Below are 24,883 nucleotides of genomic sequence, written 5' to 3' on the forward strand. Positions count from 1 at the left end.
GCCGGAAAGGCGTGTCAAGAGAGATCGGCGGGTCCCCGGAAGGGGCCCGGTGGCCTCTTGTGGACGTCAGCATGCTGCCACCGGAGCGACTGGACAGTTCGGCGGTGAACCGTTGCAGACTCCTGCTTCATCGACCGTTGTCGGGCAGGGTGTGCGAGGGGAACCGGGACGTTGGAACATTTGATACGTGACCACGACATCGCGGTGATCGCCATGTCGGGGCGCTTTCCGGGCGCCCCGGACACGAACCTCCTCTGGGAGAATCTGGCGAACGGCGTCGAATCCTTCACGCAATTCACCGACGAGGAACTGATCGAGTCCGGCGTCCCGCGCGAAATAGTGGAGCACCCGGACTATGTGAAGGTGCGTCCTGTCCTTGACGGTATCGGGGGATTCGACGCACGTTTCTTCGGCTACAGCCCCCGCGAGGCGGAGATCGCCGACCCCCAGCAGCGGATATTCATGGAATGCGTCTGGGAGGCGCTGGAGACCGCCGGTTACGGCAGCCCGGATTCCCGGGGACGGGTCGGTCTCTTCGCCGGGGCCAACGTCAGTATGTACATGATGAGCCGGCTCTTCGGTCCGCACACGCATGAGTTCGACCCGTACGAGCTGATGATCGGCAACGACAAGGACGCCCTGTCCACCGTCATCGCCTACCGGCTCGACCTCACGGGTCCCGCGGTGTCCGTCCAGACCTTCTGCTCCACCTCCGCGACCGCCATGCATCTGGCGTGCCAGAGCCTCAGGCGTGACGAGTGCGAGATCGCGCTGGCCGGCGGAGTGTGCGTCCGGGTCCCCGACCGGGTCGGCCACATGTACTTCGAGGGCGGCATGGAGTCGCCGGACGGCCGTATCCGGACCTTCGACGCCCAGGCGCAGGGCGGCAACTTCGGCGACGGCGCGGGTGTGGTCGTACTGAAGCGGCTGCGCCAGGCGATCGCCGACCGGGACAACGTGCTCGCGGTGATCCGTGGCTCGGCGATGAACAACGACGGTGCCTCGAAGTTCAGTTACACCGCGCCCAGCGTCGTGGGACAGGCCGCCGCGGTCTCGGCGGCTCTGGCCGACGCCGATGTGTCCCCCCGGGACGTCTCGTACGTCGAGGCGCACGGCACCGCCACCCAGCTCGGCGACCCGATCGAGGTCTCCGCCCTCGCCCGCGCCTTCAAGTCGGCGGAGCTCGCCCGGACGGGCCAGGAGCTGACGGACCGCAACTACTGCGCGATCGGCTCGGTGAAGACGAACATCGGTCATCTGGACCGCGCCGCCACCGTCGCCGGGCTGATCAAAGTCGTGCAGGCGTTCAGGCACGACCAGATCCCGCGCTCCCTGAACTTCGAGAAGCCCAACCCCGAGATCGGCTTCGACCGCAGTCCGTTCTACGTCGCGGGCGACCCGGTCCGCTGGAGCAAGCAGCCCGGCCGGCCCCGGATCGCCGGTGTCAACGGCCTCGGCATGGGCGGCACCAATGTGCATCTGGTCCTTCAGGAGGCACCGGACCCGCGTCCGCGTCCCGTGGACCCCCGGCGCTGGCACCTCCTGCCGCTGTCCGCCAAGACCGAGTCCGCCGCCGGGGAGCAGGGCACCCGGCTCGCCGCGGAGCTGCGGGCCGAGCCCGGCGGCCCCGCACTCGGCGACGCGGCCTACACCCTCCAGGTCGGACGCTCCCTGTTCCGGCACCGCCGGGTGTGCGTCACCGACTCCGCTTCCGCAGGCGCCGCGGCCCTCACCGGCGAGTCCGCCGCGAAGGCCGGCGTGCTGGCCAGGACCGACAACACCCACGGACGTGAGGTCGCGCTGATCTTCGCCGGTGTGGGCGAGCACTACTCCGGCATGGTCGGCGATCTGTACCGGACCGAGCCCGTCTTCCGCCGGCATCTGAACCACTGTGTGCGGCTCCTCGCCCAGTACACGGACGTCGACGTCCACACCCCGCTCGTCGCCCCGCGCGACACACCGGCGGGCGGCGGCGACCTGGCCGCGCTGATGGGCCGCGGGGCACCGGAGCCGGGCGCCGACGACCCCTTCGGCGACACCCGGGTCGCCCAGCCCGCGGTCTTCGTCGCCGAGTACGCGCTGGCCGCCACCCTGATGGACTGGGGCCTCAAGCCGTCCGCCCTCCTCGGCTACAGCGTCGGGGAGTACGTGGCCGCGTGCCTGGCCGGCGTGCTGTCGCTGTCCGACGCCCTGCGGCTGGTGGCCCATCGCGCCGAACTCATCTCCGAACTGCCCGGCGGCTCCATGATGGCGGTCGGCCTGAGCCCGGCTCAGCTGCGGGAGCGGGTGCCCGACCTGCACGACAGGGGCATCGACCTGGGAGCGCGTACGCCCGGCCAGAGCGTGGTCTCCGGCCCCACCGACGCCGTACGCGAGCTGGCGCGGGAACTGCGCGAGAAGGACGTCGTCTGCCGCGAGCTGAGTACGACGCACGCCTTCCACTCCCGCATGCTGGCGCCCAAGGCGGCGGAACTGACCCGCTGGGTGGCCGAGAACATCACGCTGCACGCCCCCGAGCGTCCGTGTCTGTCCAACGTGACCGGCACGGAGATGACTGCCGACCTGGTGACCGACCCCGGATACTGGGCCCGCCACATGTGCTCGCCGGTGGAGTTCGAGGACGGTCTCGCCGCCCTCCTCAAGCGCGAGGACACCGTGCTGCTGGAGATCGGTCCCGGCAGGTCGCTGGGTGCCATGGCCCGCTCCCACGCCGACTGCGACCGCTCCCGCTGGCCGCTGATCGTCTCCACGCTGCCCGCGGCGTCCGAGGCCAGGGACGACGACCACTCCCTCGCCGAGGGCCTGGCGGAACTGTGGCTGAGCGGGGTCGACCTCGACTGGGAGGCGTATCACAAGAAGGGCCGAGACTTCACACCCGGCCGGATCCCCCTGCCCACCTACCCCTTCGAGCGCCAGGAGTACTGGTTCGGCGCCGAGTCGTCGTCGTCCTCCGCCGGCGCCCTCGGAGGCGGCCCCGCGCACGAGGGCGTCGAGGGGATCGAAGAGCTGCCGCTGCTGCCGGAGTCGCGCTGGATCCATCTGCCTGTCTGGCAACAGCGCCCGCCGCTGCCGCCGATGGCCGACCTGGGCACCGAGTGGACCGTCTTCACCGACGACGGCGACGGCGACCGGATCCTCGGCGAGTTGAGCCGGCAGCTGTCGGACGACGGCCGGCGCGTCACGCTGGTACGCCCCGGAGACGGCTTCGCCCACGACGGCGACACCTACTGGATCAGGCCCGGCAACACCCAGGACATGCTGGAGCTGTTCACCGCGCTCAAGAAGCGCGACCGGCTCCCCGAGCGGGTCGTGCACCTGTGGACCCTGCACGACAGCACGGCCGATGACACCGTGCGGCGTGGCGTCCACACACTCATCGCCCTGGCGCGCGCCTCGCACGAGGTCGGGTTCGGCCCCTGGAAGCTCGACGTGGTCACGGCGGGGGCCCACCAGATGACGGACGACGACATCGTCCGTCCCGAACGGGCCGCGGTCCTCGGGCCGTGCACCATCATCCCGGTGGAGTGCCCGGGGGTCACCCTGCGCTCCGTCGACCTGCCGCTCGGCGAGCCCGCCCCCGTACGGCAGCTCATCACGGAGCTGAGCACCGAGCCGGGGAACCAGACGGTCGCGCTGCGCGGCGGCCGGGCGTGGACCTGGGACTTCCGCGCCCTCGACCTGCCGGAGGCGACTGACCTCCCGGCGCTCGACACCGGTCTCCGGGAAGGCGGCGTCTACCTGGTCACCGGCGGGCTCGGCGGTATCGGTCTGGCCATGGCCGAACGGCTGGCCACGGAGTACCGGGCCAGTCTGGTCCTGATGGGCCGGACCCCGGTGCCACCGCGCGAGCAGTGGAGTGCCGTTCTCGCCGATCCCTCCGCGACGGAGGAGGTACGCCGCCGTATCGAGGGGCTGCTGCGGCTGGACGCCGCAGGCTGCGCGTTCGTGACGGTGGCGGGCGATGTCTCCGTGCCGGGTGACGCCGCCCGGGCGGTCGCCGCCGCGGTGAAGGAGTTCGGTGAACTCAACGGTGTCATCCATGCCGCCGGTGTGCCCGGCGTGGGCATGATGCAGTTCAAGACCATGGAGGACGTGGACCGGGTGCTGGCCCCGAAGGTGGCCGGGACGCTCGCGCTGGCCGAGGCCGTACGGGACCTGCCCGTTCCTCCTGACTTCCTGCTCCTGTTCTCCTCCGTCGCCTCCGTGACCGGTGCCCTCGGGCAGGCCGACTACTCCGCGGCCAACGCCTTTCTCGACGCCTACGCCTGCAGCGATCCGCTGCCGGGGACGAATGTGATGGCGATCGGCTGGGGCGAGTGGGAGTACAACGGCTGGAAGTCCGGCCTGGACGGTTACGAACCCGTTCTCCGGGCCTTCTACGAGGAGCACCGCGCCCGGTTCGGCATCAGCTTCGACGAGGGATGGCACGCCCTGCACCAGGCCCTGGCCAGGCCGGAGCACCATCTCTTCGTGTCCACCCAGGACTTCTCCGTCATGGTGAGCGGCAGCCGCGACTACACCATGAACGACATCCAGGCCGGCGCACGGCAAGGGCGCGGCCAGACCCGCTATCCGCGCCCCGAGTTGTCCAGCCCCTACGTCCCGCCGCGCACCGAGACCGAGACCGTGATCGCGGACACCTGGGCGGACGCCCTGGGCGTGGAGAAGGTCGGCATCAACGACAACTTCTTCGACCTCGGCGGCAACTCCCTGCTGGGCGTCGGCATCGTCGCCGCCGTCCGGAGCGCGCTGGAACTCGACCATCTGCCCGCGCACATGATCTACCAGGCACCCACGGTCGCGACACTGGCGGCGATCGCCGTGCCCGTCCCGGAGAGCGACGGGGCCACGGCAGGGGAACCGGCGTCGGCACAGGCTCAGGAGCGGGCGAAGCAGAGGCAGCAGCAGCTGGCGCGCAGGCGCAGCAGCCGCCGAGGAGGAGACAACGATGAATGAGGCCGGCAACGAGGTCGACTACGACGCCGCCGTCGCTGTCATCGGCATGGCGGGACGGTTTCCCGGCGCCGGAAGCGTGAACCAGCTCTGGGACAACCTGCGTTCGGGCCGTTCCGGGCTGCGGACGCTGACCGAGGAGGAGCTCGCCGATGCCGGTGTCGGTCCGGCGCAGCTCGCGGACCCGTCGTACGTGCGGGTCGCGGGTCCCCTGGAGGCGGCCCAGGAGTTCGACGCCGGTCTGTTCGGCTTCAGCCGGCTTGAGGCCGAGATGATGGACCCGCAGCACCGGGTGTTCCTCGAATGCTCCTACGAGGTGCTGGAACGGGCCGGCTACCCGCCGACCAGGATGCCGGGCCGGGTCGGGGTGTTCGCGGGCTCCGGGTACCCGGACTACATACGTCACGTGGCGCCCCGGCTCCTGGCCGAGCCCGGCGGTGAGCTGATGATGGCGACCGGCCTGGAGCGGGACTCCTTCGCCTCCCTCGCCTCCTACAAGCTGGGCCTCAACGGCCCCAGCATGACGGTGCAGACGTTCTGCTCGACCTCTCTGGTAGCGGTGCACCTCGCCGTACAGAGCCTCCTGAACTTCGAGTGCGAGGCCGCGATCGCCGGCGGTGCCTTCATCCCGCTGCCGCAGGGAGTCGGGTACGTGTACCAGGAAGGCGGCATCCTGTCCCCGGACGGGAAGGTCCGCACCTTCGACTCCGGTGCCCGCGGCAGCGTCAACGGCAGCGGAGTCACCGCCGTCCTGCTCAAGCGGCTGTCCGAGGCGATCGACGACGGGGACCACATCGACGCGGTGATCCTCGGCTCGGCCGTCAACAACGACGGCCGGGCCTGTGCCGGCTTCACGGCTCCGGGCGTCGACGGACAGACCGCGGTCATGGAGCAGGCGATCTCGTTCGCGGGCGTCCCGGCGGAGACCATCGGTTACGTCGAGTGCCATGGCACCGGTACCCAGCTCGGGGACTCCATCGAACTGGCGGCGCTCGCCCGTGCCTACCCGAAGGTCATGGAACGCCCCGTGGTGCTCGGCTCGCTGAAGCCCAGCATCGGGCACCTGGACCGCGCCTCGGGCACCGCCGGGCTGATCAGGGCCGCCATGGCCCTCTCGCACAAGGTGCTGCCGGCGACCCCGGACTACGAGAACCCGAACCCCACCCTGGCCGCCGAGCGCGGCAGATTCACCGTGCTCACCCGGGACCAGCCCTGGCCCGACGAGCGGCACCCACGACGGGCGGGGGTCAGCTCCTTCGGGCTCGCCGGCACCAACGCCCATGTGGTGCTCGAAGAACCTCCGACGATCGAACGGCCGGCGGTACGCACCCCGGTCGCCCATCTGCTGGTGCTGTCCGCGCGGGACGAGACCGCCCTGGACCAGGCGACCCGCGATCTGGCCGACTGTCTCGAAACGCGGTCCGACCTCGATCTCGGTGACGTCGCCTTCACCCTCCAGCAGTCCCGTACGCTCTTCCCGCTCCGGCGCGCCTTCCTGTGCGCGGACCTGGCGGAGGCCCGTACCGCCCTGGCGGACACCGGCAACTGGCCCGCCGTGGAGGAGATCTCGCGGGAACCGGTCGCGGTCCTCGATCCGGAGAGTGCGCTCGCGGCGCCGGACCAGTGGTGGGAGGGGCTCGCGGAGGCCATCGGGAAGATCGTCCCGGCCGCGCCCGCCCTCGCCACGCCGGACGCCGCGAGGCGCGGCCTTCTCGACGCGCTGGGCCGGCTCGGGTGCCGCCATGGCGACGACGGACGGACACCGGCGGCGGACAGCGCGCAGGAGGTCCTGCGCCCCGACGCCGGTCAGCACCCCGAAGCGTGGTTCCTCGGTGTGCTCGGACGCCTGTGGACCGCCGGGGCGGACATCGACTGGACCGCCGTCGCCCGGGAAGGCAGACGGCGCGTGCCGCTGCCTGCCTATCCCTTCCAGCGCCGCCGGTACTGGGTGGGCCCCGTCGGCGACGGCCTGTTCGGCCCTCCGGCCGAGGACACCGGCCGGACCGACGACCTCAGCCGCTGGACCTATGTGCCGGCGTGGCGCCGGCGTCACGCGGGCCCCGCCGAGACGCCCGGGACCGACGACACGACGGGCCCCTGGCTGGTGCTCGCATCGGACCGGCTCGGCGAGGAGCTGGCCGAGCGGATACGCGACGGACAAGGGGATGTGGTGGTCGCCCGCCCGGGTGACACCTTCGAGGGGGACGCCGAGCACGGTTTCGTCTTCCGGCCCGGTGACGAGGAGGACGCCCACCGGCTGATCGGCGGTCTTCCCACGCCGCCCCGCCATGTCGTGCACGCGCTGGCCCCGGGGGCCGGCCACTCCTTCGACGAGCGGTTGCGGCACGGCTTCGAGACGGTCCGTGTCCTGGTGGGCGCCTTGGCCGCCCACGCGCCGTCGCAGGCCCTCAACCTGCTCGCGGTGACCCGGGGTTCCGTACAGATCGCGGGCTCGCCGCCGCAGGATGCGGCGCAGGCGGCGCTGGCCGCCCTGCTTCCCGTTCTCGCCCAGGAGAACCCCGGCTGGGTGTGCCGGCACGTCGACGTCGGACCGGCCGGCAACCCCGCCCAACTGCGGCGGCAGGCCGACGCGGTGCTCGCCGAGGTGGCCGCTCCGCACGAGGGTCCCGTGGCGCTGCGCGGCACCGAACGATGGGTCCGTGTCCATGAGCCCCGCCCTCTGCCGCCCACGGACCGGACAGGGAGCCCGCTCCGGCCCGGAGACGTCGTACTGATCACCGGCGGACTGGGCCATGTCGGTCTCATCCTGGCCCGGCATCTGACGCTTGTCCGGGGATGCGCCGTCGTACTCACCGCGCGGACCGCGCTGCCGGAGCCGGACACATGGAAGGCGTATCTCGCCGAGGCGGAGGACCCGTCATCGAAGGCGTACCGGTACGTGAAGGAGCTCTCGGCGCTGACGGAGGCGGGTGCGGACGTGCTCGTGGTCCGGGCCGATGTGGCCGACGGCCCGGCGATGCGCGCGGCCGTCGGGGCGGCCACGGAGCGCTTCGGCCGTCTCGATCTGATCGTGCACGGCGCGGGAGTCTCCGCACCCGAGGCCTTCGGCCCGGCCCATATGGTCGACCGGGCGGCGTCCGCCTCGCATTTCACCGCGAAGGTCGGCGGTTTCCACGCCCTGCGCGAGGCCCTCGACGGGCGGGACGTCCCGGTGATCACGCTGTCCTCGCTCTCCGCCGTCCTCGGCGGTCTGGCGCTCGGGCCGTACGCCGCCGCCAACGCCGCTCTCGACGCGCTGGCTCTGGCCGAGCGCGCGGAGAAGGACGGCAGGTGGCTCACCGTCAACTGGGACACCTGGCGCCCGGAGGTCCAGGATCCGACCCACCCCGGTGAGTTCGACATGGCTCCGGAGTACGCCGTCGAGGTCTTCGAGCGCGCGGTCGCGGCGGTCGACGACGTGGAGCACCTGGTGATCTCCACAGGTTCGCTCGGCGCGCGTTACGAACAGTGGGTGGTCCGGCCGGACGACGGCTCCGGTCAGGAGGACGACGGAGTACGTGATCCGCGCCCCGACATCTCCACCCCGTACACGCCCCCGAAGGAGGGCACCGAGCGGACCCTGGCGGAGATCTGGGCCGGTGTGCTCCGGCTGGAGGAGGTCGGTGCGGACGACGACTTCTTCCGGCTCGGCGGCAACTCGGTCATGGCGATCCAGCTGATCGCCCAGGCCCGTGACCAACTGCGGGTCCCGGTTCCCGTCACAGCGCTGCTCGGCTACCCGACCGTGCGGGGCCTGGCGTCCCAGATCGACGGGGCCGTGGCGGGCCGGGAGGCATGAGCCGGCGGGGCCGGGGTGAGGCCCGGCCCCGCCGGAACCGGCCGGGGTGCCCGCCGTCAGCTCGCCGGAGGCGTGTACGGCGGCGGTGACGAGGAGCCGGCGCCCACACGGACACCGGCCTGGAACCGGCTGACCGCGTCCAGGTTCCGCAGGACCGCGGCGATGTACCGGCGGCAGGTCCGTACCGAGACACCGAGGCGGCGGGCCACGGCGTCGTCGGTGAGCCCTTCGGAGAGCAGCCGGACTATCGTCCTGTGCAGACTGTCCTCCACCAGCCGATGGCCCTCGGCGTCCGTCGCCGTCGCGTACGGATGGGCGCAGGTCCAGGTGGAGTCGACCATGTCGAGGAGCAGACGGACCGCGGACGTGCTCCTGATCATCACGCCGGCGGGCGCCGCCGTGTCCCGCTGCCGTGATTCGTCGTGCAGGGTGAAGGCGATGTCGGTGTCGAAGATCATCAGCTGGCGGGGAAGCTGGTCCGTCGTGCGTATCTCGGCTCCGGAGGCCAGCAGCCGGCCGAACACCTTCCTCGCCCGGATGTCGGAGCGGGCGGCGTGCTGCAACAGCACCCGGACCCGCACGCCGCGCGCCAGCATGCCCTCGATTCCCGCGACCGCCGGCACCGATCCCTCCGCTTCCCACCCGGCGTCCTGTTCGGGCGAGGCCGACAGGTCGCTCAGACAGCTGTTGGGAACGAACGAGACGTAGGTGCCGGTGCAGTGGTGCGCCGCGTCGTACACCTGGCCGGCCAGTTCGACGGTGTCGTTCAGCTCCACGAGCGGGGGCGGATCGTCGCTGAGCGGGCGCGGCGGCCGGGTCCGCGCGTAGAGGGAGTGGAAGGAGTTCAGCTGCTGCCGCAGCCGGCTGATGGTCGCCTGACGCCGGTGCACCTCCTCGTCGATGGGCAGGATCAACGACGACGACGCCGCGTCCGGATCCACGGGCACCAGGACGGGCGGCTCCTGTCCGGGCCGCTCGCGCAGCAGATGGAGCCGCCGCAGATGGTGGATGGCCGTGAGCACGGCCTGCGTCGTGAGCCCGGTCCGGTCGGCGACGGACGCCTCGGTCCCGGGGACGAGGCCGCCCACGCTCAGCGCGTACGAGTAGACGGTCGCCAGTTCGGGGGTGGGGGCGTCGCCGCCGCCTCCGAAGAGGCCGGCGGCGACGAATTCGTCTGTCAGTGACATCTCTGTTCCTCGGTCATGATGATCACCGGGGACGCCATGTCAGGCGGAACCCGTCTCTGCGAGGAGCTCGTCCACCCGGCGGGCCAGATCACGCACGGTGGGATACTCCAGCACCGCGACCCCGGGCACGTTGACTCCGAAGGTGTCCCTGATCCTTACGGCGAGCTGCACGGCGACCAGCGAGTTGCCGCCCAGGTCGAAGAAGTCCTCGTCGAGACCCGCGCGGGAGATGCCGAAGGCGTCCTGCCACAGCTCGGTCAGCTTCTTCTCGGTGCTGGTCGCCTGCTCGGCCGGCGACTCGCCCATGGCCGGGGACGGTTCTCTGCGCTGGGGGCGGCCGGCGAGTTCGCTGCTTCCCGACGACTGGATGAAGACCGACATCCGGGCGATACGGTCGGCCCGTGCCGCCAGGGGCTCGCGGCTGATGACGTACCGGTTCTCGTCCTGGGCGGCCAGCACCCGCCACAGGAGCGAGAGGCCTTCCCCCGGCGCGATGAGCTGCTCGGCGGGACCGGTGTCGGTGGAGTCCGCGCCGGGCGTGACACCGCCGGACGTCGCCGCGGGGACCGGCCGGCCCGCGGGCTCGGGTGCCCGCGCCGCGTCCGCCGCGGCGTCAACCGTCCCGACGAGCTCGTCCGCCTGGAAGACATGAATGGTGAATTCCTCGACCGAGACGATCTCGCGGCCGTTCTCGTCCATGATGCCGATGTCGAAGGTCGCCTTGGCGCTGTCGTCCCCCTGCCCGGTCGGCCGCACATGGCTCTGGAGCCGGCCGGAGAGGGATTCCCGCACCACCACCCTCCGGTAGCCGACGGGGAGGTAACTGCCGCCCGATTCGATCACTTCGGGCAGGAACATGCTCAGCCCGGTGGCCCCGTCCAGCAGTGAGGGATGCACGACGAAGTCGCCGAGGTCCTCGTCCTGGCCTTCGGGAAGCCTCAGCGACACCAAGTGTCCCGCGTCGCCCAGATGGAACCTCTCGATCACCGGCCAGTGCGGTCCGAAGCCCACCAGCGCGACGGGCTGCTGGTAGGAGTCCGGTGTCCAGACGTGTTCGTACTCCTTGCGGAGAGCGCCCAGATCCCGCCGCGCGGGCCCGTCGTCCTCCGGGTGTCCGGCCACCACACCCATGGCGTGGTGCTGCCAGCGGCCTTCGTCCACCCCGACGGACCGGCTGCGTACGGTCATCTCGTACGTCCCCGCGCCGGTACGGCGTGCCCGTACCTGGAGTTCGCGGGGCTCCTGGACGGCGAGCGGGCGGCTGAAGAGCACATCGGTCAGCTCGACGGGGCCCGGCCCGGTCAGCTCCCAGTGGGCGGCGCACATCATCTCGATGTAGGAGGTGCCGGGGAAGACGGCCGCGCCGCCCATGCGGTGTTCGGCCAGTACCCAGTGGAAGTCCGGAGTGACGACGGTGGTGAAGGTCGTCTCGTCCTCCGATCCGTCCACTCTCCCGCCGAGCAGCGGATGGTCCGTCGGCGTCTCATCGGCGGGGGCCAGGCCCTGTTCGAGACGGCGGAAGATCTCGGGCGCGGCGTCGGCGGTGTTCCCGATCATGCCGACCTCGGTCCAGCCGCACCAGTTGACGGCCACGGTGTGGCGGGCCCCCGCGCCGCGGCGGGCCTGCGCGAACGTGTCGAGGAAGGCGTTGGCGGAGCAGTAGTCCACCAGACCGTAGTCACCGGAGACCGACACGATCGAGGAGAAGAGGACCATGACCTCCAGTTCGTCGCCCAGCAGCCGGTCGAGCACCAGGGTGCCGTCGACCTTGGGGGCGAACACCGCGTGGGCCTGCTCCGGCGTACGCAGCGCGGCGAGGCCGCCGCCGGGCACACCGGCCGCGTGGAACACCCCGTGGAACCGGCCGAACCGGTCCCTGGCCGCGTCGACGACCTCGCGCATGGCCTTCTCGTCGGCGACGTCCGCCGCCGCGATCAGGACCTCGCCGCCCAGTTCCTCCACCTCACGGACGCTCAGGATGCGGCGGCTGACCTCATCGCCGGGGCCGTGCTCCGCGAGATGGGCGTCCCAGGAGGCGCGCTCGGGCAGCGCGGTGCGGTTCACCAGCACAAGCCGCGCGGCCACGGTGCGGGCCAGTTCCTTGGCCGTCTCCAGCCCGATGCCGCCGAGCCCGCCGGTGACGAGGTAGACACCGCGCCGCCGCAGCAGGCGGGGGATCTCGGTGTGCTCGGGCAGGGTGACCCGCTCGTGGTCGGCGACCCAGCGCCGGCCCGTGCGGTAGGCCACCAGAGGATCGGTGACGGGAGTACGGACCTCGTCCAGCAGACGCTCACCCGGGGTCGCGGTGTCGATGTCGAGAAGCTGGAAGCCGAGTGTGGGTGACTCGTGCGGGATGACCCGGCACGGGCCGAGCAGAAGGCCCTTGGCGGGCTCCACCGGATCGCCGCCCGTCACGTCGCTCGACCCCGTGGTCAGAACGCGGATGTCCACCGTCAGATCCGGCCCGGCCTGCGACAGCGCCTGGGACAGCAACAGAAGGCTGTCGAAACCGTTGGTGCGGACCCGCTCGGTCTCCTCGGCCGAGAACGGATCGGCGGAGGCGGCCCCGGCGGTCAGTCCGTGCAGCACGGCGGTGGGGTGGCCGGGGCCCGCGCGCAGGCTGGTGAGCAGGGCGTCGTAGTCGGCGCGGCTGCCCGGGTCGATGGTGAACCGGTTCTCGCCGAGAGCGGCGAAGCTGTCGCCGGGCACCGCCCGTACCACCCGCGAGCCGCGTCCCTCAAGAGCCGTGGCCAACTCCTCGGCGGGGCCTTCGCCATGGGTCAGCACCAGCCACAGGCCGTCCCCGGACAGGGCCTCCGACGACGGCCCGGGGGGCAGGGGGCGCCGGCGCCAGACGGGCAGATGTGTCGCGTCGGCGGCGTCGAGCACGGCCGGTTCGGCCGGGGCGGCGGGCAGCTCCTCGCTCACGTCCGGGTCCGGCTCCACCCAGTGGCGCACACGCTCGTACGGGTACTCGGGGAGCGCGATCCGCCGGCGCGTCCCGGCGCCGCGCACCGCGGCCCAGTCGACGTCGACACCGTGGCACCAGAGCAGTCCGGCCGCCTCGGTGAGCGTCCGCGACTCCGGGCGCTCGGACCCGGCTCGCGGCAGCGAGGGTACGACAGCCGCGCCGGACGGCAGGCACTGCCGTGCGAGCGTGGTCAGCGTCTGCCCAGGGCCGGCCTCCAGGAGAACGACCCCGGGGCCGTGGACGGCGGCGCAGGCGTCGGCGAAGCGCACCGTGCCCCGCAGCTGGTCGGCCCAGTAGCCGGGGTCCGTGGCCCGGTCGTCGTCGAGCGGCCGGCCCGTGAGGGTGGAGACCATGGGGATCCGCGGCGGGTGGAGTTCGGTCCCGGCCATCACCGCGCGGAACTCGGGAACGACAGGGTCGAGCATCGCCGAGTGGAAGGCGTGCGAGGTCACCAGCCGCCGGCGCCGTACGCCCTGGGTGCCCAGCCATTCCTCCAGCAGCTCCACCTCGCTGTCGGGGCCGGCGACCACACACGCCTTCGGCCCGTTGACCGCGGCGAGGCTCAGTTCGTCGGTCAGCAGAGGAGCGAGGTCGCTCTCCGGGAGCTCCACGGCCAGCATCGCGCCCGGCGGCATGGCCTGGGTCAGCCGGCCGCGCAGGGCGACCAGCCGCAGGGCGTCCGGGAGGGAGAACACGCCCGCGAGCGCGGCGGCAGCGTACTCACCGACGCTGTGACCGACCAGGGCGGCGGGTGTCACGCCCCGGCTCTCCCACAGCCTGGCCAGCGCGTACTCGGTCACGAACAGCGCGGGCTGGGCGAGTTCGGTCTGCCGCAGCCGCTCGCTCATCTCCGCCGAGGCCCCGGAGTCCTCGGGCCGCGTGCACAGGTATGTCCGCAGATCGAGTCCGAGGTGCCCGACGAGGAGGTCGGCGCACTCGTCGACGGTGTCGCGGAAGACGGGTTCGGACGCGTACGTCCCGGCGGCCATGCCCAGGCTCTGCGCGCCCTGCCCGGGGAAGAGGAAGGCCACCGAGGCGTCCCGGCGCGCCAGGACGGGGGCCCGGCCGCCCGGACGGCTCAGCAGGGTGACCGCCTCGTCCGTGTCCCGGCAGACGATCGCCGTACGGTGCCGGCTCGGGCGGCGGCCTTCCTGAAGGGTGTGGGCGACGTCCGCCAGCTCGGGCGCCGGGTCCGTGCCCAGCCGCTCGGCCAGCCGGCCGCGCACCGCGGCCAGCGCGTCCTCGCTCGCGGCGGACAGCGGGAGGACTTCGTACGACCCGGTGGCCAGCCGGCCCGCCCCGGTCGCCAACTCCTGCGCCGGCGGCTCCTCGATGATCAGATGCGCGTTGGTCCCTCCGATCCCGAAGGAACTGACCGCGGCACGCCTCGGTGATCCGTCGCCGGCCCAGGACACGCTCTCGGTGTTGACGAAGAACGGTGAATCGGCGAAGGGGATACGGGGATTCGGGCTGCTGAAATTGATGACGGGCGGAATGACACCGTGCCGGATCGCCAGCGTCGCCTTGATCAGCCCCACCACGCCCGCGGCGGGCCCGAGATGACCGATGTTCCCCTTCAGCGAGCCAATGGGGATGCTCTGGGTGGCGGCGCTGCCCGCCCGGCGGTAGGCGGAGGTGAGGGCCGCGACCTCGGTCGGGTCCCCCAGGGCGGTCGCGGTGCCGTGTGCCTCGACGTACCCGATGCTGTCGGGGTGCGCCCCGGCGGCGGCGAGCGCCTTGGTGATGACGGCGGCCTGTCCGTCGTGGCCCGGTGCGGTGAACCCCGTCCGCGCGGCTCCGTCGTTGTTGACGGCCGAACCTATCGCCACCGCCTCGATGTGGTCGCCGTCGGCCACCGCGTCCTCGTACCGCTTGAGCACGACGACCCCGGCCCCGCTGCCGAAGTTCGTTCCGCTCGCCTCGGCGTCGAAGACCCTGACGTGGCCGTCCCGCGTATAGATGCTGTCCTCCGCCCATTCCTGCCCGGTGAAGTACGGGAACTGGAGGCTGACCCCGCCGGCGAGCGCCATGTCGCACTCGCCGCTCGCCAGGGACTGACACGCGGAGTGAATGGCCACGAGGGAGGTGGAACACGCGGTGTAGAGGGAGATGGCGGGACCGTCCAGTCCCAGTGAGTAGGCGACACGCGTGGCGAGATAGTCCGGGGCGTTGCCGACCTCGATCGCCATGGTGCCCACCGCGGCACGCACCGCGTCGTTCTCGTAGACGTTCGAGAACAGATAGCGGTCGGGGCTGCTTCCGGCGAACACCCCGACGGTGCCGCTGTAGCGCCGGGGGTCGTAACCGGCGTTCTCCAGCGCGGAGTTGCTGACCTCCAGCAGGATCCGATGCTGTGGGTCGGCGATGTCGGCCTCGCGCGACAGATACCGGAAGTACGGGGCGTCGAAGCCCTCGTGATCGTCCATCAGCGGCCGGAGCCGGACGTAGCGCGGGTTGGCGATGCGCTTCTCCGGCACGTTGCTGCCGCGGAGTTGCTCTTCGGTGAGCTCCGTGAGGGACTCCACGCCGTCGAGCAGATTGCCCCACAGCCGGTCGATGTCCGGCGCACCGGGAAACCTGCCGGCCATGCCGATGACGGCGAAGCGCCGCGTGGCCGGACCCGCGGCCACCTGTTGCGTGCTCATGAGATGTCCCCCTGCGGAGCTCGTCGGGGTGACTGAAGCTACGCGAGGAGACCTGCCACCAGCCATGTCAGATTTACATGACACCGACGGCGGTCACCGGCGTGCCCGTGACACCTCGGCGGATCCAGGTCGGTCATTACCTCGTCACATCCTGATGGTCAGACAAATATGACATTGCCGGTAATCAGCAGGCATACCTACGGTGGCCGCCCAAACTGTCTGCTGCTCAAAGGGACTACGGACTATGGCGGAAGAACCTCGCGAGGACCACATCGCGATCGTGGGCATGGCATGCAGGCTCCCGGGGGCGAACAATCCCGGTGAGTACTGGGAGAACCTCGTCGGCGGTGTCGAGTCGATCACGATGCTGAGCGAGGAGGAGCTTGAGGACGCCGGTGTCGCTCCCCGTACCCACCGCCACCCGCACTATGTCAACGCCGCCGCCCTCATCGACGACATGGAGGGATTCGACGCCCGCTTCTTCGGCTACACGCCGCGCGAGGCGGAGATCCGCGACCCCCAGGGCCGGATGTTCCTGGAGGCCTGTCACAGCGCCATCGAGGACAGTGGCTACGACGTGACCCGGATGCCGGGCCAGGTCGGTGTCTTCGGCGGCATGGCCAACAACTTCTACGGCGAGCGGAACGTGGCACGCAACGCCGCCGCCAAGTCCGCCGTGGGCAACATGGCGATCGAGGTCAGCAACAGTCCCGACTACCTCACCACCACCGTCTCCTACCGGCTCGGCCTGCGCGGGCCGAGCGTGAACGTGCAGACGGCCTGTTCGACGGCGCTCGTCGCCGTACACCTCGCCTCCCAGGCGCTGCGCGGCGGCGAGTGCGACTACGCGCTGGCCGGCGGTGTCGAGGTGGAACTCCCCTACGCCACCGGCTACACCTGGCACGAGGGAGGCATCTACTCCCGTACCGGTCACATCAGACCGTTCGACGCCGACGCCTCCGGCACCCTGTTCGGCACCGGGGTCGGGGTGGTCGCGCTGAAGCGGCTGGGTGACGCGCTCGCCGACGGTGATCACATCTACGCCGTGGTCCGGGGATCCGCCGTCAACAACGACGGCGGCGACCGCGCGGGCTTCACCGCTCCCGGTGTGCAGGGCCAGATCCAGCTGGTCGCGGAGGCGCTGGCGGTCGCCGAGGTGCACCCGGACACCATCGGTTTCGTCGAGGCGCACGCGACGGGCACCCTCGTCGGCGACCCCATCGAGGTCGCCGGTCTCACGAAGGCGTTCCGTACCGCCGGCGCCACGGGAACCGGCACCTGCCCCATCGGCTCGGTCAAGGCCAACATCGGACACCTCGGTCCCGCGGCGGGAGCCGCCGGGCTGATCAAGATATGCCTGGCCCTCCAGCACGAGGCCATTCCGCCCAACATCAACTTCGAGCGCCCCAATCCCAGCCTCGAACTCGACACCAGCCCGTTCTACGTCCCCACCGAGGTCACCCCCTGGAAGGCCGGTACCCGGCCGCGCCGGGCCGGCGTCAGCTCCTTCGGCATCGGCGGTACGAACGCCCACGTGGTGATCGAGGAGGCTCCCCGGCCCGTCGTCCGCGAACCCGGGAAGGCGGTCCCCTCCGGCCGCCGGACATACACCTTCCCGGTCTCCGGCCGTACCGCGGACGCCGCCGAGAACGCCGCCCGGCTGCTGGGCCGGCACCTCGACGCGCATCCCGACACCCGCCTCGCGGATGTGGCCCGCACCCTCCAGAGCGGCCGGACCGCCCACCGGTTCCGCAGAGTTGTGGCCGGCGGCTCGGTCTCCGAGGTGGCGAGCGGACTTCAGTCGACCCGCTCCAGCCGTCAGATCAAGGCGCCGGGGGCGGTGATCCCGCGCCGCCCGGTGCTGATGTTCCCCGGCCAGGGCTCCCAGTACGCCGGGATGGGACGCGAGCTGTACCGTACGGAAACCGTCTTCCGTGAGGCGATCGACACCTGCGCCGAGCTGCTCCGCCCCCATCTCGACCTGGATCTGCGGGAACTGCTCTATCCGGAAGACCTGCCGGCCGACGAGGCGGAACGACGGCTGCGCGAGACCCGCCACAGCCAGCCCGCGCTCTTCGCCGTCTCCTACGCCCAGGCCATGTTGCTGATGAGCGCCGGACTCGAACCGCGGGGCATGATCGGTCACTCGGTCGGTGAGTACGTCGCCGCCCATCTGGCCGGTGTGTTCACCCTCGACGACGTGCTCGCGATCGTCGCCGCGCGCGGCCGGCTGATGAACGAGATGCCCCCCGGCGGCATGATCGCGGTGGCCGCGCCCGAGCAGCAGACCGCGGCGCTTCTGCCGGAAGGCGTCGAGATCGCCTCGACCAACAGCCGGCTCAGCACCGTCGTCGCCGGTCCCCTCGAAGCGCTCGACGCCGTCGTGGCGGCATGCGAGTCCGCCGGGGTCGCGCACACCCGGCTCCAGACCTCGCACGCCTTCCACAGCCGGATGATGGAGCCGTGCGTCGAGGAGTTCGCGGCCACGGTGGCGCGTTACCGTCTCCACGCCCCCCAACTCCCCTTCGTCTCCGACGTCACCGGCGACTGGATCACCGACGACCAGGCACAGGACCCTCGTTACTGGGCCGCCCATCTGCGCTCCCCCGTACGGTTCGCCGACGGCCTCGCCACCCTCGTCGACGGTGAGACCTGCCTGGTCGAGGCCGGCCCGAGCGACACCCTGAGCCGGCTGGCCCGGCAGGACGTGGGCTTCGACGCGGTCCCCATCGTCCCGACCATGCGGCACCCCCGGCGCGATGCCGCCGATGACGCGGTGTTCGCCGAGGCCCTGGGATCGCTGTGGGTCAACGGCCTCGACATCGACTGGGAGCGGTGGTCGGGACCGGGGCTGCGGGTGTCGCTGCCGACGTACCCCTTCGAGCGCCAGAAGTTCTGGGTGGCTCCCGACCCGGTACGGCCCGGCGCCTCAGCCGGGGCCGATGAGCACGCCGGTGAACTCCCGCCCGAGGAGTCCGCCTTCGCGCAGGTGTGGCGGGAGGCCCCGCTGCTCGGCGCGGAACCCACGGTCACCGCCGGGCACTGGCTGGTCTTCGGATCGGACCACCCGGTCACCGGGAGTCTGCTCGCGGAGCTGACACGTGCTGAAGGCACCAAGGTCACCGTGGTGCGGGCCGGTGACAGTTTCGCCGAAACCGGTCCCGCCCGCTTCACCGTGCGGCCGGGCGTCGCGGAGGACCTGGACGCTCTGCTCACCGCGCTGGCGGACGAGGCGCCTCCCACCGATGTCGTCCATGCCTTCACCCTGACCGAGCCGTCCGGGGACCCGCTGTCCGACGCCGCCGTCACCGACGGTCTCGCGCACGGCTTCTACGACCTGCTGCATCTGGCGCAGCGGCTCGACCGGTTCCAGACCCCGCGGGAGGGCCGGGACCCCGGCCGGATCCGGCTGCACGTCCTGTCGAGCAACATCCAGGAGGTCACCGGCATCGAGACCCTGGAGCCGGCCAAGTCGTCCCTGCTGGGCCCGGTGCTCGTGATGGAACGCGAACTGACCGGTGTCGGCGCGCGGTCGGTGGACCTCGCGCTGCCCAGTGAGGAGGCACCCGAGGTCCTGGCCCGCCGTGTGCTCATGGAGTTCGGCGCACCGGCCACCGACCGCCAGGTCGCCTGGCGGGGCCGTAAGCGCTGGCTCCTGGACTACCGGACCGTACCCCTGGACGCCACCCCGGCCACCAGCCCCGCCATCCGCCCCGACGGCACGTATCTGATCACCGGTGGTCTCGGCGGTCTCGGCCTCGCCGTCGCCGAGGACCTGGCCCGGAAGGGCCCCGTCACCCTCCTGCTGGCCGGCCGTTCCGCCCTGCCGCCGAGGGAGCGGTGGCGGAAGCTGGCGGACGACCCCGAGACCGAACCGGGGCAGCGTCGCAAGCTGCGCTCGCTTCTCGACATCGAGGAACTCGGGGCCACGGTGCACCCGTTGCGCTGCGATGTCTCCGACCAGGCGGCGCTGGCCGCGGCACTCGCCGATGTGCGCGGCGAGCACCCCGGAGTGGGAACCGTCCACGGTGTCTTCCACTCCGCGGGCGTCGCGGGCGGCGGAATGATCGCCGTACGCGGCGACCAGGACGCCCAGCAGGTGCTGGGTCCCAAGGTGGCCGGGACGCTCGCCCTGTACCGGCTGCTCGGTGACGAGGCCGACTTCATGGTGCTCTTCTCGTCGGTCATCGCGGTCAGTGGCATGTTCGGCCAGGTCGACTACTGCGGCGCCAACACGTTCATGGACCGCTTCGCCTGTGTCGCCTCCCGTGCCGGCCGGCCCGTCACCTCGATCGGCTGGACGGGCTGGAAGGACTTCGGCATGGCCGTGGAGACCGCGGCCCCGGAGGCGTTCCGCAGGCTGGAGGCGGGGGTCCGCTCGGAACCCGCCCGCCATCCCCTGCTCCAGCGGATCACCCGCAAGGGCGACGACATCGAGTTCGCCACCGTCCTTGAGCCCGGCGAGCACTGGATCCACAGCGAACACCGCATCGGCGACACCGACGTCGTGGTGGGTGCCGCGCTGGTCGAGATGGCCGACGGCGCCTACCGCGAGGCCGTGGGTGGTACCGCGGACATCACCGACGTGATCTTCCTGGGGCCGGTCTCCGTGTCCGGGCCGACCGAACTGCGCCTGGTGTTGACCCCCGACGACGCCGGCCACCTCGTCACGGTGGCGACAGCACCGGCCGGCGGCGGGGCGCGGCAGTGGACGCAGAAGATGCGGTGCCGGATGGCCCCCGTCCTCATCGAGCCCGCGCCCCGCCTCGACCTGGCGGAACTGTCCGCACGGTGCTCGAAGTTCTCGGTCGCAAGGGAGTACATCGACGGCGCCGCCCGGCTGGTCCACTTCGGTTCCCGCTGGGAAGGCTCGATCAAGAGCATCGACGTCGGTGACGGCGAGGAACTGTCCCGGATCGAACTGCCCGGGGAGTACCGCGCCGAGACCGCCCTGTTCCGGCTCCATCCCGCTCTGCTCGACTCCGCTGTCGACGCCAAGTACGGCGCGGAGCGGATCGCCGACGGCGAGTCCTACCTCCCGCTCGGCTACGGGCGTATCCGGGTGCACGAGCCGCTTCCCGCCGGATTCTGGGCACACTTCCGTCGCGTGTCCGACGACGGGGCGGAAGTGAGCAGCACCGACATCACCCTGCTGGGCGACGACGGCCGGGTGCTCGCCGACATCACCGGCTACGCGGAGCGCCGCATCGACCCGATCCAGATCCGCGCCCTCACGGCGTCCCCCGGCGGCCAGGACGGGCCGGACCAGGACGACGAGGCCTTCGGCCAGGACGCGAGCACCCTGGGTCTCGCCGAGTTCGGCATCACCGCGGAGGTCGGGCTCGATCTGCTGCGCAGGATCGTGCACTGGCGTCCCGAACCGCATCTCATCGTCTGCCCGGTCGGAATCCACAACACGCTCAGGCACGCCGACGCGCTGAACCTGGAGACCATCCGCAAGCAACTGGGGGCCGACGGGGACGGGAACACCGCCACGGCCACCGAGGACCGTCTGGTCGACACGGACTACGTGGCGCCCGAGCCGGGCCTCCAGCGAAATCTCGTGGACCTGTGGAGCAGCACGCTCGGTGTCGGGAGCATCGGCGTCGACGACGACTTCTTCGAACTCGGCGGCAACTCCCTGGTCGCGGTGCAGGTGATGACCCGGATCCGGGAAACCCTCCAGCAGTCCGTCTCCATGGCCGACCTGTTCGAGAACTCCACGGTGAGGCTGCTGGCCGAACTGCTGAGAACAGCCGCGGACGACAAGGCCGGAGCCGTGTGATGACCGAGACGCTCGAACCGTGGGTCCAGCCGGCCCGCCCGTCCGCCGATGTCCGTATGCGCCTGGTCTGCTTTCCCCATGCCGGGGGCGGCGCGTCCTTCTTCCGGGACTGGCCGCGTGCCCTCGCCCCGTACGGGATCGAGGTCTGGCCGGTGCAACTGCCCGGCCGGGACAGGCGGTACAACGAACCGCTGCCGACCGATCTGACGACGTTGACCGCCTCTCTCGCCGATGCCGTCGGCGGCCGGCTGGCGGAGCTGCCGTACGCCCTTTACGGACACAGCGTCGGCGCCCGCTTCGCCTGCGCCTTCGCCGCGCGGCTGGCCGAACGCGGCCTGCCGGCGCCCCGGCACGTGTGTGTCGGCGCCTCGCGCCCGCCCACCCACCCGGACCCGGACACACCGATCCACGCGATGACCGACGAGGCGTTGCTGGCCAAGCTGGAGACGTACGGCGGGATTCCCCGCGAACTCCACACCTATCCCGAGCTGCTCGACCGGGCGGTGGCCACGGCGCGGGCCGATCTGCGGGTCAGTGAGATCGCGCCCTGGCCCGAACTGCCGTGGCTGGACTGTCCGGTCACGGCGGTGGGGGGCCGCAGCGACCCGACTGTACCGGCGGCGCTGCTGCCGCACTGGCAGAGCGTCACCACCGCCTCCTTCGACACCATCGTCCTGGAAGGCGGGCACTTCCCGGAGTTCAGGGGCATGGGCCGGTTGATGGAGGTGATCCGCCGTGCAGCGCACACCACTGGCGAGGGCGTTCGGCAGGAGCGGTTCTGAGGCCGCCGCGGGCCCGTTCGCCGCGGCCGCACCCACCGGGCATTACGGGCATTCCGAACCGGGCGCGGACCACGCGATCGAACTTGAGCGGCTGACCAAGTTCTACCCCGGACGCAAGGACGAGGAGAACCGGCCGGTCCCGGCGGTCGACAGCATCGATCTGCGGGTGCCGAGGGGTCAGGTCTTCGGGCTGCTCGGACGCAACGGCGCGGGCAAGTCCACCACCGTCCGGATGATCGCGACTCTCCTCGAACCCAGTTCGGGCAGTATCCGGGTGTACGGCCTCGACGCCGGGCGGCACCGCCGCGCCGTGCGTGCCCAACTCGGCGTCGCCCTCGGCGGGGAGCGGAGCGTCTACTGGAAACTCACCGCCCGGCAGAACCTGGAGTATTTCGCCGCACTGCACGGTGTGCCCCGGCGGCGGTCACGGGCGCGTATCACCGAACTTCTGGAGCAGGTGGGCCTCACCGACCGTGCCGACGACTATGTGGAGCAGTACTCCACCGGTATGCGGCAGCGCCTGGTGATCGCGAGGGCCGTGCTGCACCGTCCCGGTGTTCTGCTGCTCGACGAACCGGCCAGTGGGCTCGACCCGCACTCGGCGGAGGATCTGCACAGTCTCATCCGTCGGCTGCGCGACGACGGACACACGATTCTGCTCACCACGCACGACATGGCCGAGGCCGACCTCCTCTCCGACCGCGTGGGCATCATCCACGCGGGCCGGGTCCGTGCCGTCGGCACACCGGTGGAACTGAAACGCTCGGTGGGAGCCGCCCGGGTCCTCAACGTCCAGGTGCGCCATCCGGGACGGGCCACGTTCTACGCCCTGCGGGCCGAACTGGCGCGCCGCGCCCTGGTGACCGTACGGAACGAGGCCTCGGGGAGCGACGGCTGGACAGCGGATCTCACGCTGTCCAGCCGGGACGAGGAGGATCTCGGGCCCTGGCTCTTCGAGGTGACGTCCAGGCACCGGGTGACTGTCAGCCGGCTGGAGAACGAGATGGTCAGTCTCCGTGACGCCTTCCTCGCCCTCACCACGGACGACGAGCGAAAAGGAGGAGAGTCCGTTGCCGGGAGGGCTGAGAGCTGATGCCGTCTCCTTCGCGGCCACGGTACGCAAGGAGTTGCAGGTAACGCTCCGCTACCCCGCCAACCTGGTGGTCCTCGCCGTGACCGCCGTGGTGGTACCGGCCTCCTACGTGGCGCAGGCCAGCGGCTTCTCGGGCGGCGGGCACCAGGACTCGGTGGACGCCTTCGCGGCGCGCGCGGGCACCGCGGAGGTGGCCGGGTTCATCTACCTCGGCTGGGCGGTGTTCCTGTGGATCTCCCTGATGCTCTGGGGTCCCGGATCGGCCCTGCGGCTGGAACGGATCCAGGGGTCACTGGAGATGGTTCATCTGACGCCGGTCTCCCGGTTCACCGTGCTGTTCGGGCCGGCCGTGGCCGAACTCCTGCCCGCGGCACTGCTGTTCGGTGTTGTCGGTCTGATGCTGCGGTTCGCCTTCGGCATTCCGCTCGGCCCTGACGAACTGCTCGCAGGCGTATGCGTGATCGTCGCCTCCGTCCCCGTGCTCTTCGCCATCGGAGCGCTCATGGCGGTCGTCTCGCTGCGCTTCCGTGACTCGGAGGGAATCACCGAGGTGTTCCGTGGAGCCCTCGGAATCCTGTGCGGGGTCTCCTATCCGATCGCGGTGCTGCCGGACTGGATACAGCCCGTCAGCGAGGGACTGCCACCCACACAGATCCTGGAACTGTTGCGCGGGGCGATCCTCGATCACGCCTGGCGGACGGACATCGCCACCCGGCTGCTGACGCTCATCGGAGTGGGAGTGGCCGTGGGGGCGGTGGCGGTGCTGGCACTGGGCGGAGCACTTCGCCATGCCCGCAGGACCGGACAGATGGGGCAGTACTGATGACACCGACAGTGGTGGCGGCGAGGGCCGTCATGACCCGCGAACTCCGGGTGCAGTACCGCTATCCGGTGAGCATGATCAACCTGGTCCTGCTCACGCCGCTCTACGAGATGGTGATCCCCACCCTGCTGCTGGGCGCCGCGTTCCTGGTGAACGGCTCCGCGACCGGTCTGGCCCGCAGCGTGGGCACCGACGACCTGGTCGGCTGGGTGTCCGTCGGTCTGCTGGTGGCCACGCTGATGGTGGGCGCCGTCAGGGGGGTGGCCGGGCCGCTGGAATCCGACCGCAGCACCGGAGTTCTGGAGCACAACTGGTCCGTCCCCGTGTCACGGGAGGTGTTCGTCATGGGCGGGGTGGCCGCGGGCACGATTTTCACCGCCGTGGCGAGCATGCTGCTGGTGGCCTTCGGTGTCGTCGCGCTCGGAGCGTCCTTCAGCCCTCATGGGGTGCTGCTGGCCCTGCCCGTTGTGGTACTGCTGCTGGTCGGCAACTGCGGCTTCGGCTATCTGGCCGCCGCGCTGGCGCTGACCATGCGCAGGCCGGACGACCTGCTGGGACCGGTCACCCCGCTGGTGGCGGCGTTCTCCGGAGTCGCCTTTCCCCTCACCGTACTGCCGGAGGCCGTGCGCTGGGTGACCTATCTGCTGCCCGGCACCATGCCGCTGGACCTGATGCGGCACGTGACGCTGGGCACCGACACCCTGCTGCCACCGGGTGTCGAACTCGCCGTCGCGATGGTGACCGCGGCCGGCTGGCTGCTGCTGGGGCGACGGCTGTTCCTTCGGGCCGAGCGGCGTGTCCAGGGCACGGGAGCGCTGAACCAGTTCTGAGCTCCGGCGGCCGGG

General features: G+C 71.2%; 9 protein-coding genes. 7 read left to right on the forward strand and 2 right to left on the reverse strand.

Going from position 1 to position 24,883, the window contains the following annotated elements:
- Positions 1–171 precede the first annotated feature (171 nt).
- The gene (locus OIE74_RS16690; protein WP_329383930.1) at positions 172–4,956 is read left to right on the forward strand and encodes a type I polyketide synthase; all 4,785 of its coding nucleotides are present in this window, start codon (positions 172–174) and stop codon (positions 4,954–4,956) included.
- Complete coding sequence (locus OIE74_RS16695; protein ID WP_329383933.1) at positions 4,949–8,752, forward strand: SDR family NAD(P)-dependent oxidoreductase; 3,804 nt, start codon at positions 4,949–4,951, stop codon at positions 8,750–8,752. The genes OIE74_RS16690 and OIE74_RS16695 overlap by 8 nt, the downstream gene beginning before the upstream one ends.
- Before the next feature lie 56 nt (positions 8,753–8,808).
- Here the strand turns inward: OIE74_RS16695 and OIE74_RS16700 are convergent, their stop codons facing one another.
- Together OIE74_RS16700 and OIE74_RS16705 are read right to left on the reverse strand one after the other, a co-directional pair.
- The gene (locus OIE74_RS16700) at positions 8,809–9,939 is read right to left on the reverse strand and encodes a helix-turn-helix transcriptional regulator (protein WP_329383936.1); all 1,131 of its coding nucleotides are present in this window, start codon (positions 9,937–9,939) and stop codon (positions 8,809–8,811) included.
- A gap of 39 nt (positions 9,940–9,978) precedes the next feature.
- Positions 9,979–15,555: a type I polyketide synthase gene (locus tag OIE74_RS16705; RefSeq protein ID WP_329383939.1), complete on the reverse strand. Its 5,577-nt coding sequence runs from the start codon at positions 15,553–15,555 to the stop codon at positions 9,979–9,981.
- A 244-nt stretch (positions 15,556–15,799) separates the two neighbouring features.
- Between OIE74_RS16705 and OIE74_RS16710 the strand changes: the two genes are divergently transcribed.
- The 5 genes from OIE74_RS16710 to OIE74_RS16730 are packed head-to-tail and all read left to right on the forward strand — an operon-like array spanning position 15,800 to position 24,868.
- Positions 15,800–21,340 carry a type I polyketide synthase gene (locus OIE74_RS16710; RefSeq protein ID WP_329383943.1) on the forward strand — a complete coding sequence of 1,847 codons (5,541 nt, stop codon included), beginning with the start codon at positions 15,800–15,802 and terminating at the stop codon, positions 21,338–21,340.
- Positions 21,340–22,122 carry a thioesterase II family protein gene (locus tag OIE74_RS16715; protein ID WP_329383945.1) on the forward strand — a complete coding sequence of 261 codons (783 nt, stop codon included), beginning with the start codon at positions 21,340–21,342 and terminating at the stop codon, positions 22,120–22,122. Before OIE74_RS16710 ends, OIE74_RS16715 begins: the two co-directional genes overlap by 1 nt.
- Complete coding sequence (locus OIE74_RS16720) at positions 22,076–23,215, forward strand: ABC transporter ATP-binding protein (RefSeq protein WP_329383948.1); 1,140 nt, start codon at positions 22,076–22,078, stop codon at positions 23,213–23,215. Before OIE74_RS16715 ends, OIE74_RS16720 begins: the two co-directional genes overlap by 47 nt.
- A complete protein-coding gene (locus tag OIE74_RS16725; RefSeq protein ID WP_329383950.1) occupies positions 23,193–24,038 on the forward strand; it encodes an ABC transporter permease in 846 nt (281 codons plus the stop codon). Before OIE74_RS16720 ends, OIE74_RS16725 begins: the two co-directional genes overlap by 23 nt.
- Entirely contained in the window at positions 24,038–24,868 is an 831-nt protein-coding gene (locus OIE74_RS16730) for an ABC transporter permease (RefSeq protein WP_329383953.1), read from the forward strand. Before OIE74_RS16725 ends, OIE74_RS16730 begins: the two co-directional genes overlap by 1 nt.
- Positions 24,869–24,883: the final 15 nt, after the last annotated feature.

It is taken from the genome of Streptomyces sp. NBC_01716 (assembly GCF_036248275.1).
Taxonomy (GTDB): domain Bacteria; phylum Actinomycetota; class Actinomycetes; order Streptomycetales; family Streptomycetaceae; genus Streptomyces.